13 protein-coding genes and 3 tRNA genes are annotated in these 15,796 nt (G+C 72.1%); 8 read left to right on the top strand and 8 right to left on the bottom strand.

The annotated features are described in order from the left end of the window. The first annotated feature begins 168 nt into the window (after positions 1-168). The 4 genes from purD to ABZ079_RS05945 all read left to right on the top strand — a co-directional run bounded on the left by purD (position 169) and on the right by ABZ079_RS05945 (position 6,302). Complete coding sequence (purD, locus tag ABZ079_RS05960; protein ID WP_356938189.1) at positions 169-1,419, top strand: phosphoribosylamine--glycine ligase; 1,251 nt, start codon at positions 169-171, stop codon at positions 1,417-1,419. A gap of 298 nt (positions 1,420-1,717) precedes the next feature. Further along, a complete protein-coding gene (locus ABZ079_RS05955) occupies positions 1,718-3,595 on the top strand; it encodes a hypothetical protein (RefSeq protein ID WP_356938188.1) in 1,878 nt (625 codons plus the stop codon). A 212-nt stretch (positions 3,596-3,807) separates the two neighbouring features. After that, on the top strand, positions 3,808-5,310 hold the full coding sequence (locus ABZ079_RS05950; RefSeq protein WP_356938187.1) for a N,N-dimethylformamidase beta subunit family domain-containing protein: 1,503 nt from the start codon (positions 3,808-3,810) through the stop codon (positions 5,308-5,310). A 92-nt stretch (positions 5,311-5,402) separates the two neighbouring features. Continuing rightward, positions 5,403-6,302, top strand: a complete 900-nt coding sequence (locus tag ABZ079_RS05945) for a phosphoribosylaminoimidazolesuccinocarboxamide synthase (protein WP_356938186.1) — start codon at positions 5,403-5,405, stop codon at positions 6,300-6,302. A 45-nt stretch (positions 6,303-6,347) separates the two neighbouring features. Here the strand turns inward: ABZ079_RS05945 and ABZ079_RS05940 are convergent. The 8 genes from ABZ079_RS05940 to ABZ079_RS05905 all read right to left on the bottom strand — a co-directional run bounded on the left by ABZ079_RS05940 (position 6,348) and on the right by ABZ079_RS05905 (position 11,022). Then, positions 6,348-6,423, bottom strand: a tRNA-Gly gene (locus ABZ079_RS05940). Between the two features lie 23 nt (positions 6,424-6,446). After that, positions 6,447-7,061, bottom strand: a complete 615-nt coding sequence (locus tag ABZ079_RS05935; RefSeq protein ID WP_356938185.1) for a response regulator transcription factor — start codon at positions 7,059-7,061, stop codon at positions 6,447-6,449. After that, positions 7,058-8,368, bottom strand: coding sequence for a histidine kinase (locus ABZ079_RS05930; RefSeq protein ID WP_356938184.1), 1,311 nt, complete (start codon positions 8,366-8,368; stop codon positions 7,058-7,060). The genes ABZ079_RS05935 and ABZ079_RS05930 overlap by 4 nt, the downstream gene beginning before the upstream one ends. A 20-nt stretch (positions 8,369-8,388) precedes the next feature. Beyond that, on the bottom strand, positions 8,389-9,177 hold the full coding sequence (locus ABZ079_RS05925) for an ABC transporter permease (RefSeq protein WP_356938183.1): 789 nt from the start codon (positions 9,175-9,177) through the stop codon (positions 8,389-8,391). A gap of 68 nt (positions 9,178-9,245) precedes the next feature. Continuing rightward, positions 9,246-10,184, bottom strand: coding sequence for an ABC transporter ATP-binding protein (locus tag ABZ079_RS05920; RefSeq protein WP_356938182.1), 939 nt, complete (start codon positions 10,182-10,184; stop codon positions 9,246-9,248). A gap of 126 nt (positions 10,185-10,310) precedes the next feature. Further along, positions 10,311-10,383 (bottom strand) — tRNA-Gly (locus ABZ079_RS05915). Positions 10,384-10,465: 82 nt separating this feature from the next. Then, positions 10,466-10,537: transfer RNA gene (locus tag ABZ079_RS05910), tRNA-Gly, on the bottom strand. Between the two features lie 167 nt (positions 10,538-10,704). Continuing rightward, positions 10,705-11,022: an Lsr2 family protein gene (locus tag ABZ079_RS05905; RefSeq protein ID WP_356938181.1), complete on the bottom strand. Its 318-nt coding sequence runs from the start codon at positions 11,020-11,022 to the stop codon at positions 10,705-10,707. A 310-nt stretch (positions 11,023-11,332) separates the two neighbouring features. Here ABZ079_RS05905 and purS point away from each other — a divergent pair, with 310 nt between their 5' ends. The 4 genes from purS to ABZ079_RS05885 all read left to right on the top strand — a co-directional run bounded on the left by purS (position 11,333) and on the right by ABZ079_RS05885 (position 15,736). Then, positions 11,333-11,605, top strand: coding sequence for a phosphoribosylformylglycinamidine synthase subunit PurS (gene purS / locus ABZ079_RS05900; RefSeq protein ID WP_356938180.1), 273 nt, complete (start codon positions 11,333-11,335; stop codon positions 11,603-11,605). Then, complete coding sequence (gene purQ, locus ABZ079_RS05895; RefSeq protein ID WP_356938179.1) at positions 11,602-12,282, top strand: phosphoribosylformylglycinamidine synthase subunit PurQ; 681 nt, start codon at positions 11,602-11,604, stop codon at positions 12,280-12,282. The genes purS and purQ overlap by 4 nt, the downstream gene beginning before the upstream one ends. After that, positions 12,279-14,537, top strand: coding sequence for a phosphoribosylformylglycinamidine synthase subunit PurL (purL, locus tag ABZ079_RS05890; protein ID WP_356938178.1), 2,259 nt, complete (start codon positions 12,279-12,281; stop codon positions 14,535-14,537). The genes purQ and purL overlap by 4 nt, the downstream gene beginning before the upstream one ends. Positions 14,538-14,938: 401 nt before the next feature. After that, on the top strand, positions 14,939-15,736 hold the full coding sequence (locus tag ABZ079_RS05885; RefSeq protein WP_356938177.1) for a sterol carrier family protein: 798 nt from the start codon (positions 14,939-14,941) through the stop codon (positions 15,734-15,736). The last annotated feature ends 60 nt before the right edge of the window (positions 15,737-15,796 follow it).

Below are 15,796 nucleotides of genomic sequence, written 5' to 3'. Positions count from 1 at the left end.
GGCTCATCGGGCCCATCCGGCCACCGAGCACGAGGCCGTTCGGGCCGGCAGCGTGGCCCGGGAGCGGCAGCCCGCAGGGCGGTCACTCCCGCACCGGGCCACCCTTGGTAGGAACGTACGACTTCCCCGGCCCCGAACCTTCGGCAACCTTGCCATTAGGCTGACCCCGTGAAGGTCCTCGTCATCGGGAGCGGCGCCCGCGAACACGCCCTGTGCCACTCCCTGTCCCTCGACCCCGATGTCACCGCGCTGCACTGCGCCCCCGGCAACGCCGGCATCGCCGAGGTCGCCGAGCTGCACCCGGTCGACGCGCTCGACGGCGCCGCGGTCGCCGAGCTGGCCACCGGCCTCGGCGCCGACCTGGTCGTCGTCGGCCCGGAGGCCCCGCTGGTCGCCGGTGTGGCCGACGCCGTCCGCGCGGCGGGCATCCCGGTGTTCGGCCCGTCCGGGGAGGCCGCCCAGCTCGAGGGCTCCAAGGCCTTCGCCAAGGACGTGATGGCCGCGGCCGGGGTGCCGACCGCCCGCTCGTACGTCTGCACCACCGCCGAGGAGGCCGCCGTGGCCCTCGACGCCTTCGGCGCCCCCTACGTCGTCAAGGACGACGGACTCGCCGCCGGCAAGGGCGTCGTGGTGACCTCCGACATCGAGGCCGCCAAGGCGCACGCCGCCGCGTGCGAGCGCGTGGTCGTCGAGGAGTTCCTCGACGGCCCGGAGGTGTCCCTGTTCGCCATCACCGACGGCGAGACGGTCGTCCCGCTGCAGCCGGCCCAGGACTTCAAGCGCGCCCTGGACGGCGACGAGGGCCCGAACACCGGCGGAATGGGCGCGTACTCGCCGCTGCCGTGGGCCGACCCGAAGCTGGTCGACGAGGTGCGGCAGACCGTGCTGCAGCCGACCGTGGATGAAATGCGCCGCCGCGGCACGCCCTTCTCCGGGCTGCTCTACGCCGGGCTGGCGATCACCTCCCGCGGTGTCCGGGTCATCGAGTTCAACGCCCGCTTCGGCGACCCGGAGACCCAGGTGGTGCTGGCCCGCCTGAAGACCCCGCTGGCCGGTGTCCTGATGGCCGCGGCCACCGGCGACCTCGCCGATCTGGAGCCCCTGCGCTGGAGCGAGGACGCGGCCGTCACCGTCGTCGTCGCCTCGCACAACTACCCCGGCACCCCGCGCACCGGCGACCCGATCACCGGTCTGGACGAGGTGGCCGCCGAGGACGCCCCGCACGCGTACGTGCTGCACGCCGGAACCAAGCGGGACGGCGACGCGATCGTCAGCGCCGGCGGACGGGTGCTGTCCGTCACGGCCACCGGCAGGGATCTCGCCGAGGCACGCGAGCGGGCGTACCGGGCGGTGGGCCGGATCGGCCTGGACGGCTCGCAGCACCGCACGGACATCGCGGCGAAGGCGGCGCAGGCGTAAGGCGCCAGCAGGGCACACGCCTTTACGCGCCGGTCGCGCGCACCCTCGTCTCCCCTCGGGCCCCGGACAGAATCCGGGGCCCGATCCTTGCTGTCTGTCACCCACCTCTGACCAAAGCCATTCCATCGAGTGAGCGATCGCCCATCCGGCTGACGGGGGCCGGGGCCCCAACTAGGGTGCCGCGCAAGCGTTCCGGCACTTGGCCCTCCGGCATTGCGATGTCAGTGACGGGTGCCACAGTGGGGGAGTGAGCACGACCAGGACAGCACGGCATCGGCAGAGGGGGTGAGGTCGGCACGTGACCGGAATCGGTGTGGAGATGGGAGCGCAGGCCGCGCGCTCCCGGGCCCTGGCCGTCCTGCGGATCCGGGGCCGGGCGCTGGCCGTGGCCCTGCTGCCCGCGGGCGCCGCGGTGATCCTGCTGACCGGCGGTTCGGCCGGCCATCTCGTCGGCCGGGGCTGGGACGCCGCCCGCTGGACCGTGGGCGTGCTCGCCGTGCTGGTGCTGCTCGCCGCAGCCGGTATCGCCCTGGTCGTGGCCAGGGCCCGCCCCGCTGTGAGCCCCACGGTGCCGGTCCCGGAGAAGTCCGCCCCGGACCTGTACCGGATGGTGCGCGACCTCGCCGACCGCCTGGACGTGCCGGCGCCGTCGGCCATAGCGCTCACCCCGGACTGCGACAGCTGGCTGGAGGACCGCACCCGTTCGGCCCACGGCCCGCCCCCGCGTCCGGCGCCCGACGAGATAGCGGGCCCGGGCCACCGCGCCCAACGGCGCACCCCCGTCGCGCCGGTCCTCGTCATCGGCTCACCGTTCCTGTGGTGGATGAGGGTCGGCGAGCTGCGCGCGGTCCTGGCCCCGGTCATCGCCGGTACGGGCCCCTCGGCGCACCCGGACATAGCGGCCGCCCGCCGCTTCGTCCGCGGGCTGGACGCGGCGGTGGCCGTCGCCTCGACGTCCGGCCGTTGCCCGCTGGCCCGCGGGGTCTGCGCCGGCCTCGGCTGGGTGGCCCGGCTGCTGCTGCGCGGCTGCCGGGAGCACGCGACGCAGATGGAGCGCGGGGTCGCCGCGGCGGCGGCCGAGCGGGCCCAGGCGGTGGACTACGGCCTGCGGATCGTCGCCCAGGAGCAAGTCGGTCTCGCCTACGCCGGCTGGGACCGGCTGCTGACCAGGGTCGCGCTGCCCGCCTGGCGCATGGGCCGCTGGCCCGCCCGGCTGGACGCGGGTGTGGTGGCGGCGCTCACCGAGCTGTCCCGGCGCGACCGGCTCGCCGAGGGCTTCGCCTCCCGCCTCGGCGAGCGGCCGGCCTGCGACCTGCTGGAGGAGCCCGGCACGGTGGACGAGGCGGCCTCGCTGCTCGCCGCGCGCCTCTTCCACGGCGGCCCCGCCGAGTCCGGCCCCGACTGGGCGCCGGTGGACTGGCAGGCGTATCCGGAGGAGGTCGTGGACCGCACCTGGCGGGCCGACGCGGCCCGCCTGCACCGGGTCCTGGACTCCTTCGGTGTCCGCCCCTCCCTCGACCCCACGGCCCCCGACCCGGGCGGCCCCACCCTGGCCCGTGTCCTGGACCACCTCACCCTGCCCACCCGGACCGCAGCCGCCGGGACGGTCGCCACCGGAATCGATGCCGCCGGAACAGAGGACACCGGTCCGGCGGGTACCGGCCCCGCGGGCACCGGCACCGACGCCACCGACGCCACCCCCTCCGATGCCCCATACGCCTCCGAGAACTCGCCCGCCTCCCCGGCCTACGACGACGAAGAAGACACCGACCGCGGTACCGAGCGCAGTGCCGCTCTCGCCGCCGGCCTGAGCGCCGAGCTGGCCCGGGAGGAGGCCGCCGTGCCGAGGGGCGCGAGCGCTGCCGGACAGAGCCCCGCGAGCTCCCTGTGGGACGACGGCGGCCTGCCGCTGTTCCCCCTGCAGCCCCCGCGCACCGCCCGCGAACTGCTCGCCGACCACGTCAGGGCGATGGTGTGCTGCGCGGCCGTCGACACCGCCGGCGCGGTCCCCGCCCTGGACTGGCTGGACGGCCCGTCCCTGCTGCTCGGCGGCGAGCGGGCCACCGACCTGACGCCCAGGGTCCTCAGCCTGATCGAAGAGGGCGACCCGGGCCCGCTGCGCGACTGGCTGGGCGCGTCCGGGATACGCCCCGAGAAGCCGGTACGACTCGTCTGATCCGCGCGACACCGCCGTACCCCTCCGTCCCGACGACCGTAACGGAGAAGCGACTTCCACTTCAGGTCAATTCGCAACGACTAGTGACCGAGCCCGTGCGTTATGTGATGTGCTGGGACCGACCACGCCTTTGGCAAAGGCTTGCGACATACGACACCACGACCGAGCACCACCGACACAGGGCAACGGGGGCACGAGGGAGGGGAGCGACCATGGCCTCGGACCACATCCGCCGCTGGGAGTCCGGAGCACTCGCGCACGCCGTCACGGACCCCTTCGGTCAGGGACCGGTGCCCTGGCTGCGTGGCAGTGAGACCTATTTCGACGACACGGGCCATGTCGTGCCCTGGTACGTCGACCCGAGCCCGCAGCCGCTCACCGGCGCGGACGGCCGCCCGCGCGTCCCGGCCCCGCGTTCGGCCGGTTCCGGGCCCCGCTCGGCGGACGACGTGCACCGCCAGATCAAGGGCTTCACGTCCACCGGCGCGGTCGCGCCCGGCGAGGCGATCGACTTCCACGTCACGGTCGACCCGCCGCAGGAGTTCAGCGTCGACATCTACCGGATCGGCCACTACGGGGGCGACGGCGCGGCCAAGATCACCACCAGCCCCCGCCTGTCCGGCATCGTCCAGCCCCCGCCGCTGACCGCCGACCGCACGGTCTCCTGCCACCACTGGTGGCTGTCCTGGCGGCTCCAGGTGCCCTCGCACTGGAGCATCGGCGCCCATGTGGCCGTCCTCACCACGGCCGACGGCTACCGCTCCCATGTGCCGTTCACGGTCCGCGACGACCACCCCGCCGATCTGCTCCTGCTGCTGCCGGACATCACGTGGCAGGCGTACAACCTCTACCCGGAGGACGGCCATATCGGCGCCAGCCTCTACCACGCCTGGGACGAGCGGGGCCGGCTGCTCGGTGAGGCCGACGCGGCGACCACGGTCTGCTTCGACCGCCCCTACGCGGGCGCGGGCCTGCCCCTGCACGTCGGCCACGCCTACGACTTCATCCGCTGGGCCGAGCGCTACGGCTACGACCTCGCCTACGCCGACGCCCGCGACCTGCACGCCGGCCGCGTCGACCCCACCCGCTACCGGGGCCTGGTCTTCCCCGGGCACGACGAGTACTGGTCGATGCCGATGCGCCGTGCCGTCGAGGACGCCCGGGACCGCGGCACCTCGTTGGTCTTCCTCTCCGCGAACACCATGTACTGGCAGGTGGAGTTGGGGCCCTCCCCGTCGGGTGTCCCGGACCGGCTGCTGACCTGCCGCAAGCGCAAGGGTCCCGGAAAGCCGGTGCTGTGGCGGGAGATCGACCGGCCCGAGCAGCAGCTGGTCGGCATCCAGTACGCGGGCCGGGTGCCCGAGCCGCACCCGCTGATCGTCCGCAACGCCGGCCACTGGCTGTGGGAGGCGGCCGGCGCACACGAGGGGGACGAGATCGAGGGCCTGGTCGCCGGCGAGGCCGACCGGTACTTCCCGCGCACCCCGCTGCCCGAGCACGACGAGCGCATCCTGCTCGCCCACTCCCCCTACACCGACAACGACGGCACCCTGCGCCACCAGGAGACCTCCCTGTACCGCGCCCCCTCCGGCGCCTGGGTGTTCGCCTCCGGCACCTTCGCCTGGTCCCCGGCTCTGGACCGCCCGGGCCATGTGGACCCCCGTATCCAGCGCGCCACGGCGAACCTGCTGGACCGCATCTGCAAACGTGACTGACCCCCGGGGGACCGCGGCCGACCCCCTGGCCGAAACCGATCGCCCCGATAAGGGAGAATCGAGGCACTTGGACAGAACCACGGGGAGGAACCGTGTCCGGATTCGTAGAAAAGCCCGAGCCGATTCAGGTTCCGGGCCTGGTGCACCTGCACACCGGAAAGGTGCGCGACCTGTACCAGAACGAGGCGGGCGACCTCGTGATGGTCGCCAGCGACCGCATGTCCGCCTACGACTGGGTGCTCCCCACGGAGATCCCCGACAAGGGCCGCGTCCTCACCCGGCTCTCCCTGTGGTGGTTCGACCAGCTGCGTGACCTGGCCACGAACCATGTGATCAGCACCGAGCTGCCCGCGGGCGCCCCGGCCGACTGGGCGGGCCGCACGCTGGTCTGCAAGTCGCTGAAGATGGTCCCGGTGGAGTGCGTGGCCCGCGGCTACCTCACCGGCTCCGGCCTGCTGGAGTACGACGAGTCCCGTACGGTCTGCGGCCTCGCCCTCCCCGAAGGCCTGGTCGACGGCTCCGAGCTGCCGGCTCCGATCTTCACCCCGGCCACCAAGGCCGAGGTCGGCGAGCACGACGAGAACGTCTCCTACGAGGAGGTCGCCCGCCAGGTCGGCGCGGAGACCGCCGCCCAGCTGCGCCAGGCCACCCTCGCCGTGTACTCCCGCGCCCGGGACATCGCCCGCGACCGGGGGATCATCCTGGCCGACACCAAGTTCGAGTTCGGCTTCGAAGGCGACACCCTCGTCCTCGCCGACGAGGTCCTCACTCCGGACTCCTCCCGCTTCTGGCCGGCCGACCAGTGGCAGCCGGGCCGCGCGCAGCCGTCGTACGACAAGCAGTTCGTCCGGGACTGGCTGACCTCCGCCGAGTCCGGCTGGGACCGCAAGAGCGAGCAGCCTCCGCCGCCGCTGCCGCGGGAGGTCGTGGAGGCGACCCGGGCCAAGTACGTGGAGGCGTACGAGCGGCTGACGGGCACGAGCTGGTCGTAAGGCGAGCGGTAACGCGAAAGGCCCCCGGGGAACCGGGGGCCTTGCTGGAGCGGACGACGAGGCTCGAACTCGCGACCTCAACCTTGGCAAGGTTGCGCTCTACCAACTGAGCTACGTCCGCGTTGCGCCGTGGCGCGAGAGCAACTATACCCAACCTCGCTCGCGTGCGAGACGCACTGCCGTGTGGCGGTTCTCCGCGCCGAGCTTCGTGACGGCCGAGGAAAGGTAGTTACGCACGGTCCCCGGTGACAGCGCGGCCCGTTCGGCGATCTCCGCGACCGGCGCGCCGTCGGCGGCCAGCTCCAGCACCTCCGCCTCCCGGGCGGTCAGCGGGGAGTCCCCGGCGGAGATCGCGTCGGCGGCCAACTCCGGGTCGACGTAACGGTTTCCGGCGTGCACGGTCCGGATGATCTCGGCGAGCCGCTGGGCGCTGACGGTCTTCGGGACGAATCCCCGCACACCGGCCGCGAGTGCCCGTTTCAGATGCCCGGGGCGCCCGTGACCGGTGACGATCAGCACCCGGCAGCGGGGAAGTTCCCGGCGCAGGGATGTGGCGACCCTCACACCGTCGGCGCCCGGCATCTGGAGATCCAGTACGGCCACATCGGGTTCGTGCGCCCGGGCCATCGCCAGCGCCTCGGGCCCGCTCGCCGCCTCCGCGACGACCCGCAGATCGTCCTCCAGGGAGAGCAGGGCGGCCAGCGCACCCCGGATCAGATGCTCGTCATCGGCGAGCAGCAACCGTACGGGACCACTCATGACGCGACTTCGCTCACTTTCTCCCGCGCAGATCCCGTCGACGCCTCGCCGTCTCCCAGCGGCACCTCCGCCACCAACCGGAACCGGCCCGCGCCGACGGGCCCCGCCACCAGGCTCCCGTCCACGGCGGCCAGCCGTTCCCGCAGTCCGGCCAGTCCCGAGCCGCCGCCCTCCGGGCCCCCCGCCCGGCCGGCGCCGGTGCCGGTGCCGCCGCTCGGACCTGCCACCCCGTCGTTCTCGACCGTCAGCACCACATGCCCCTCCCGTACCCGCAGTCCCACCGCGCACCGGCTCGCGTCCCCGTGCCGCAGCACGTTGGTGGTCGCCTCGCGCACCACCCAGCCGAGCGCGGACTGCACCTCGGGGGGCAGTTTCCCGGCCCGCGCGCGCACCTCGCAATCGATCCCGGCGGCCGCCAGCACACCCTGCGCACCCGCGAGTTCGACCTCGAGGTCGGCCTCCCGGTAACCGCGTACGACGTCCCGGACCTCGCGCTGGGACTCCTGCGCGATGCGCTGCACCTCGATCATCTGCTCCACGGCCTCGGGCCGTCCCCGCCGGGCCAGTTGTACGGCCAGCTCACTCTTGAAGGCGATCACGGAGAGGTTCCGCCCCAGTACGTCGTGCAGGTCGCGACCGAACCGCAAGCGCTCCTCGGCGACGGCGAGCCGTGCCTCGACCTCGCGGGCCCGTTCCGCCTCCCAGAGCACGGACAGGGTCCAGGCGCCGCAGCGGCAGGCGAGCAGCGAGAAAAGCGTGCCGAAGGCGGTCATGACGCCGGTCATGAGGATGTCGAGCCCGTCCGGGTGGGCGAGCCCGAGAGCGGCCATGAGCACCACCGCGAGCAGCGCCGACCGGCGCAGGAACACCGGGATGGGCGCCACCAGGCCGTACAGCAGTCCGGGCGGCAGGAGGCAGGCGCCGATCGCGAGCCTGGTCGTCACCCCGTCGGCGCCATCCGTCACGGCCAGCGCCACGACCAGCGTGAGCGCCAGGCCGAGCAGGGCCGAGGAGCCGTGCAGCGCCCGGGCGGGCAGTTCCGCGCGTCCGAGGTAGTGGTCGAGCACGGGCCGGGTGAGCCGGTTGGCGTCCGCGCACTGGAGCGCCGCCACGACGAGGAGCAGCCCGCCGAGGACGAGCGGCACGGGCCGGCGGTCGAGCCCGCCGACCAGTGGCAGCATCAGCCAGCTGAGCGAGAAGAACCACGTGGTCAGGTACCAGGTGACGACGCTCTGCAGCTCGACCCGCTCGGCCTTGCTGCGCTCCCGCCAGTGCCGCTGCTGCCACCGCCGTATCCGCCCCAGCATGTGTGCTCGCTCCCCCTGTGTCACCGCCGCGGCTCCCAGCGGAACCACCGTCGTACAGCAAACACCGCCACGATCGTCCAGGCCAGCGCGGTCGCGAGGGCGCCCAGCGTCTCGTACGCGCTCAACTGGCCGGTCCAGCTCGCGCGGACCAGTCGGATCGCCGGGGACAGCGGGAGGAGTTCGCAGACGGAGGCGAGCCGGTCGGGCATGACCTCCGTGGGCACCGTGATCCCGGAGCCGACCATGGACACGAAAACCAGCGGCAGCGCGGTCACCTGGGCGCTCTCGGCGGTCCGGGTGAAGGACGCGGTGAGCGCGGCGAGCGCGGCACTGACCACGAGTCCGGCGAGCACCCCGGGCAGCAGCAGATACGGGGCCTTCGGTGCCCCGGTGTGCAGCAGCGCGGCGCAGCCGGCGCACAGCACCAGGGCCTGGGCGAGGCCGAGGGCGGTCACGGGCAGGGCGGTGCCGGTGAGGATCTCGGCGTCGGACAGTTCGCCGGTGCGCAGCCGCTTGAGGACGAGTTCCTCGCGGCGGGCGACGTAGGCGCTGACCAGCGAGGTGTAGACGGCGAAGAGGAAGGAGAAGCCGATGGCGGTCGTCAGCAGGACCGTGCCGATGTTCAGGCCCGCCTTCTCCAGGTCCAGCTGGTCGAGGACCGGCCGCATGGTGAAGGGCAGGGCGAGCGGTACGGCCAGGGCGGTGAAGACGGCCCCCCGGTTCCGGCCGAGGAGGGCCAGCTCGGCCCGGGCCAGCGCCCGCAGCCGCCGTGCCGTGGGCCCGAGGGTCCCAGGGGCCACCCCGCTCATGCCACCGCCTCCCGCTCGCGCGCCGGCCTCGCTCGTGCCCCGGCGTCCCGTTTCCACGTCGCTCCCGCTCATGCCGCCATCTCCCGCTCCCGTGCGATCCCGAGGAACGCCTCCTCCAGCGAGGCTGATCGCACATCCAGCCCACGCAGTTCGACGCCGGCCCGCTCGGCCCAGGTCAGCACCCCGGTGGCGGTCCGCTGCAGTTGCGTCGTACGCAGCCGTACGACCCTGCCGTCGCTCTCGTGCCCGCAGACGCCGAGGTCGGCGAGGGGCGGCAGGTCGCCGAGGAAGTAGCCGTCGGGCAGCTCGAAGGACATCCGGGAAGGGCGGCCGGCGGTGACCTCGGCCGGGGTTCCGGAGACGGCGATGCGGCCCTCGTGCAGGATGGCGAGCCGGTCGGCGAGGCCCTCGGCCTCCTCCAGGTAGTGCGTGGTGAGCAGCACGGTGGTCCCCGCGTCGCGCAGGCTCCGTACCAACTCCCAGGTGTCCCGGCGGCCTTCCGCGTCGAGCCCGGTCGTCGGCTCGTCGAGGAAGAGCACCTCGGGCTCGCCGAGCAGGGCGAGCGCCAGGTCCAGGCGGCGCCGCTCGCCGCCGGACAGCTGCTTGACCCGTATCCCGTGCCGGTCCGCGAGCCCGACCAGCTCCAGCACCTCCTGCTCCGGCCGGGGGCCGCTGGTGCAACCCGCCCACATCCGGGCGGTCTCGGCGACGGTCAGCTCGGAGGGGAAGCCGCCCTCCTGGAGCATCACGCCGGTGCGGGGGCGTACGGCGGCCCGCTCGCGGTAGGGGTCATGGCCCAGGATCCGGACCCGGCCTCCGGCCGGCGCGGCGAGCCCCTCCAGCAGTTCCACCGTGGAGGTCTTGCCGGCTCCGTTGGTGCCCAGCAGGGCGAAGATCTCCCCGCGCGCCACGGAGAAGGTGATTCCGCGTACGGCCTCGAACCCGCCCCCGTAGACACGCCTGAGGTCGGTGACCTCGATCACGTGCTCGTGTTCGTCTCTGTCCATGAAGCCAGCGTCCCGGCGACGGGGGCGGCCCGGCAGTGCGCGGTGTCATCGCCCGGCATGACAAATGTCAGGGCACCGCAGGCATACGAAAAGACCCCGGCCCAGTGGACCGGGGTCTCATTCCCGAGCGGACGACGAGGCTCGAACTCGCGACCTCAACCTTGGCAAGGTTGCGCTCTACCAACTGAGCTACGTCCGCACTGCTCCCGACCGGCTCCCACCGATCGGTGCGAGCACCAGCCTACCTGATCCACATGAGTGGTCGTGTCGACCGGTGCCAGAGCGGGTGACAGGAATCGCACACTGCGCCTTCCCCCTGGAAGGGGGATGTTCTACTACTGAACTACACCCGCATGGTGTCCTCGGGATCCGGCCTCTCGGCCTCGCCCCTCGGCGTGTCACAGACATTAGCTGATCAGCAGGGGGGTAGCGCAAGTCGGTCCCCCCTGCGGCGCCGCGTACGCCAAGTGCACGGCCCTCAGGGCCCGCTGACGGACCCTGAGGGCTGCCCCTTCGCGGGTCACTGCGCGGCGCTGAACGCCTCGTAGACCTTCTTGGGGATGCGTCCGCGTGCCGGGACGTCCATCTTGTTGGCCTGGGCCCAGGCGCGGACGGCCGCCGGGTCGGGGGCGACCTCCGTCTGCTTGTACGCCCTGCCGGACCGCGACCGCTTGCGGCCGGCCTCGACGTAGGGCGCGAGCGCCTTGCGCAGTTTCCTGGCGTTGGTTTCGTTCAGGTCGATCTCGTACGACTTGCCGTCGAGTCCGAAGGCGATCGTTTCCGCCGCTTCCGAGCCGTCGATGTCGTCAAAGAGAGTGACCACGACCTTTTGCGCCACGAATATCGGTCCCTTCGTGCGGCACGTCGATACAGCTCAACAGCGATGACGTGCCGAGTATCGGCTATTGCCAATTCATTTGTACAGTGCCCGGCAATGCAAAGTGAAGCCCGACTAAATCCGTCCGCGTGTCCCAGCACAATAGATGCCGCGGGCGGACTCCCGAACTTTCCCAGAACTTTTCACGACTGCGAGGCTTCGACACCCGATCGTGATGCGCCTCACGTAGTTTCCTACAACTCTACTCGCGTAGAAATTTTGTGCGGGTAGTCTGAAGGAACCTGCTCAGCACCACACATCGGGAGTGCCAGTGGCACGCGTCGTAGTCGACGTCATGCTCAAGCCGGAGATCCTCGACCCCCAGGGCCAGGCGGTCCAGCGTGCGCTGCCGCGCCTGGGTTTCGAAGGGATCTCCGACGTACGCCAGGGAAAGCGTTTCGAACTGGAAGTTGACGGGCCGGTCGACGAGGCCGCACTCGCCCGCATCCACGATCTTGCGGAATCCTTCCTCGCCAACACCGTGATCGAGGACTTCACCGTCAAGGTGGAAGACGCGGCGGAAGTCGCGGAGGCCGCGAAGTGACCGCTCGTATTGGCGTCGTCACTTTCCCGGGCAGCCTCGACGACCGGGACACGCAGCGTGCGATCCGCCTGGCGGGCGCCGAGCCGGTCGCCCTGTGGCACAAGGACAAGGACCTCAAGCAGGTCGACGCCGTGGTGCTGTGCGGCGGTTTCTCCTACGGCGACTATCTGCGCGCGGGTGCCATCGCGCGCTTCTCGCCCGTGATGGAGCCCCTCATCGAGCAGGCGAAGGCCGGTCTCCCGGTCCTCGGCATCTGCAACGGCTTCCAGATCCTCACCGAGGCCCACCTCCTTCCGGGCGCGATGCTCGGCAACGACCACCTCCACTTCATCTGCCGTGACCAGAAGCTGCGGGTGGAGAACGCGGAGACCTCCTGGACCAGCGACTACCGCGCGGGCCAGGAGATCCACATCCCGCTGAAGAACATGGACGGCCGGTACGTCGCCGACGACTACACGCTCGACAAGCTGGAGGCGGAGGGCCGCGTCGCCTTCCGCTACCTGGACTTCAACCCCAACGGCTCGCTGCGGGACATCGCCGGCATCACCAACGAGGCCGGGAACGTCGTCGGCCTCATGCCGCATCCCGAGCACGCCGTCGAGCCGCTGATCGGCACGGGCCGTACCGACGGCCTCCCCTTCTTCACCTCGATCCTCAAGAAGCTGGTCAACGCATGAGCCGGACGCCTCTGGACACGGTCGAGCACGCGACCGCGACCCCCGACGTCGAGCTGCCCTGGGCCGAACTCGGCCTGAAGAAGGACGAGTACGAGCGGGTGCTGGAGATCCTCGGCCGCCGCCCGACCGGCGCCGAACTCGCCATGTACTCGGTCATGTGGTCCGAGCACTGCTCGTACAAGTCCTCCAAGGTCCACCTGCGCCAGTTCGGCGAGAAGGCGCCCCAGTCGGACGCGCTGCTCGTCGGCATCGGCGAGAACGCCGGTGTGGTGGACGTCGGCCAGGGCTACGCGGTCACCTTCAAGGTCGAGTCGCACAACCACCCCTCCTACGTCGAGCCCTACCAGGGCGCGGCCACGGGTGTCGGCGGCATCGTCCGCGACATCATCGCGATGGGCGCGCGCCCGGTCGCCGTCGTGGACCCGCTGCGCTTCGGCGCGGCCGACCACCCCGACACCAAGCGCGTCCTGCCCGGCGTCGTCGCCGGCATCGGCGGCTACGGCAACTGCCTGGGCCTGCCCAACATCGGCGGCGAGGTCGTCTTCGACGCCTGTTACCAGGGCAACCCGCTGGTCAACGCCGGTGCCATCGGTGTGATGCGGCACGAGGACATCCACCTCGCCAAGGCCTCCGGCGCCGGGAACAAGGTCATCCTCTACGGCGCCCGGACCGGCGGTGACGGCATCGGCGGCGCCTCGATCCTCGCGTCCGAGACCTTCGACGACGCCAAGCCGTCCAAGCGTCCCGCGGTCCAGGTCGGCGACCCCTTCCAGGAGAAACTCCTCATCGAGTGCACCCTGGAGGCATTCAAGGAGAAGCTGGTCGTCGGCATCCAGGACCTCGGTGCCGCCGGCCTCTCCTGCGCCACCTCCGAGCTGGCCTCGAACGGCTCCGGTGGCATGCGCGTCACACTGGACGACGTCCCGCTGCGCGACTCGACCCTGTCTCCTGAGGAGATCCTCATGAGCGAGTCGCAGGAGCGCATGTGCGCGGTCGTGGAGCCGGCCAAGGTCGACCGCTTTCTGGAGATCTGCGAGAAGTGGGACGTCATCGCCACCGTCATCGGTGAGGTGACCGACGGCGACCGCTTGGAGATCTTCTGGCACGGCGAGAAGATCGTCGACGTCGACCCGCGCACGGTCGCCCACGAGGGCCCGACCTACGAGCGTCCGTACGCCCGCCCGTCCTGGCAGGACGCCCTCCAGGCCGACGACGCGAACAAGCTCCCCCGCCCGGAGACGAGCGAGGAGCTGAAGGACCAGGTCCTGAAGCTGGTGGGCTCCCCCAACCAGGCCTCCAAGAAGTGGATCACGTCCCAGTACGACCACTTCGTACAGGGCAACACCGTCCTCGCCCAGCCGGAGGACTCCGGCATGATCCGCGTGGACGAGGAGACCGGTCTCGGCGTCGCCATCGCGACGGACGGCAACGGCCGCTACGCCAAGCTGGACCCGTACACCGGCGCCCAGCTGGCCCTCGCCGAGGCCTACCGGAACGTGGCGACCACCGGCGCCAAGCCGCTCGCCGTCTCCGACTGCCTGAACTTCGGCTCCCCCGAGGACCCGGCGGTGATGTGGCAGTTCGCCGAGGCCGTGCGCGGTCTGGCCGACGGCTGCCGGCAGCTGGGCACCCCGGTGACCGGCGGCAACGTCTCGCTCTACAACCAGACGGGCGAGGCGGCCATCCACCCCACGCCGGTGGTCGCCGTCCTGGGTGTCATCGACGACGTCGCCCGCCGCACCCCGGTCGCCTTCCAGGAGGAGGGCCAGCTGCTCTACCTCCTCGGCGACACCCGCGAGGAGTTCGGCGGCTCGGCCTGGTCCCAGGTGATCCACGACCACCTCGGCGGTCTGCCGCCCAAGGTCGACCTGGAGCGTGAGCGGCTGCTGGCCGAGATCCTGATCTCCGCCTCCCGCGACGGCATGATCGACTCCGCTCACGACCTGTCCGACGGCGGTCTGATCCAGGCGGTCGTGGAGTCCGCGCTGCTCGGCGGCAAGGGCGCGCGGCTGATCGTCCCGGACGGCCTGGACGCCTTCACCTTCCTGTTCTCCGAGTCCGCCGGCCGCGCGGTCGTCGCCGTGCCGCGCTCGGAGGAGGTCCGTTTCAACGACATGTGCGGTGCGCGCGGCCTGCCGGCCACCCGCATCGGTGTCGTGGACGGAGACTCGGTGGAGATCCAGGGCGAGTTCGCCCTCTCCCTCGCCGAGCTGCGCGAGGCCCACGAGGGGACGATCCCGGCACTGCTGGCGTGATCGCCACCCACCGTGTGAGGGCCCTGTCCGCGACGCCGGGCAGGGCCTTCGCCCGTGCTGACTTCGGCCCGATGGCGAGCGGTTACGGCGGAGCGGTGCGGACACCGGCCGCGAGTGAGGCCGGCGGCCGGCGGGGGTGCGCGTGAGTTTCCAGAGCGAACAGCCCCCGACATCCTCGGAGTCGGCGCGGGCACCCTTCCCCCGGTCCCGCCGGCTGACGCCGGACCGGGGCAGCCTGCAGCAGCGATCGCCGCGGACGCGGCCGAACGCACCCGCTCTGCCTTCGCGTTGTTCGAGAACGGCCCGAGGGACACACGGTCAGGCCGCAGCGGACGGCGGTGCGGGCTCCCGGTCCCGTATCCACTCGCGGTGAGGCCGCGGACGTGCATAGGCTCACCGCCATGTCTCCGGCCAAGAAGCGCGCCCGCAGCTACGACCCCGCCAAGACCCGTGCGGCGGTCTTCGCCCAGTTCGGACACGTACGGGAAGCCGTCCGCGGCCTGACCCCCGAGCAACTCGCGCTGCCGACGCGGCTCGGCGAGTGGACCGTCCGGGAACTGGTCGCGCACATCGGGATGGCGCTCACGGCCGTGCACCGGGCCCTGGACAAGCCCGCCCCGCCCCAGCAGGACGTCACGGTGGTCGAGTGGCCCTTCGCCACCGCCGCCAGCTCCACCGCCATCGACGAGTTCACCCGCGGCCTTTCCGCCGAGCACTCCGACCTCGACGCCTACCTCACCGGCGTCGACGAGACCCTGCGCGCCCTGCTCGCCGAGCACCCCGGCAGCCGGCTGCTGGCGACCAACGCGGGCGCGCTGCCCCTGGACGACTACCTCGTCACCCGCACCGTCGAACTCGTCGTCCACACCGACGACCTCACCGCGGCCGTCGCGGGTCTCGAGGTGCCCTACGACCGCCAGGCGCTGGCCGCCGCCACCCGGCTGCTCGCCGACGCCCTCGCCGTGAAGGCGCCCGGCGGATCCACCGAGGTGCGCGTGCCGCCGTACGCCGTCGTGCAGTGCGTCGAGGGACCCCGGCACACCCGGGGCACCCCGCCCAACGTCGTGGAGACCGACCCGCTGACCTGGGTCCGGCTCGCCACCGGACGTGTGGCCTGGAAGGACGCCGTGGCGGAGGCGAAGGTCAGCGCGAGCGGGGAACGGGCGGACATCGGGGATCTGCTGCCGCTGATGGCATAGCGGTACCGGGCGCAGCGGGAGCGGGCGCAGCGGGAGCGGGCGTAGCGGAACCGGTCGTAC

This window comes from Streptomyces sp. NPDC006314 (assembly GCF_040613075.1).
Classification (GTDB): domain Bacteria; phylum Actinomycetota; class Actinomycetes; order Streptomycetales; family Streptomycetaceae; genus Streptomyces.
The sequence above is the reverse complement of the archived record's forward strand: the minus strand, read 5'-3'. Positions and strand labels throughout refer to the sequence as shown.

Excerpts from the sequence above, each read along its gene's own strand:
- ABZ079_RS05935 (WP_356938185.1), bottom strand. The coding sequence starts at position 7,061 with ATGAGTGGTCCCGTACGGTTGCTGCTCGCCGATGACGAGCATCTGATC.
- ABZ079_RS05925 (WP_356938183.1), bottom strand. The coding sequence starts at position 9,177 with ATGAGCGGGGTGGCCCCTGGGACCCTCGGGCCCACGGCACGGCGGCTG.
- ABZ079_RS05885 (WP_356938177.1), top strand. The coding sequence starts at position 14,939 with ATGTCTCCGGCCAAGAAGCGCGCCCGCAGCTACGACCCCGCCAAGACC.
- purL (WP_356938178.1), top strand. The coding sequence starts at position 12,279 with ATGAGCCGGACGCCTCTGGACACGGTCGAGCACGCGACCGCGACCCCC.
- ABZ079_RS05920 (WP_356938182.1), bottom strand. The coding sequence starts at position 10,184 with ATGGACAGAGACGAACACGAGCACGTGATCGAGGTCACCGACCTCAGG.
- ABZ079_RS05930 (WP_356938184.1), bottom strand. The coding sequence starts at position 8,368 with ATGCTGGGGCGGATACGGCGGTGGCAGCAGCGGCACTGGCGGGAGCGC.
- ABZ079_RS05950 (WP_356938187.1), top strand. The coding sequence starts at position 3,808 with ATGGCCTCGGACCACATCCGCCGCTGGGAGTCCGGAGCACTCGCGCAC.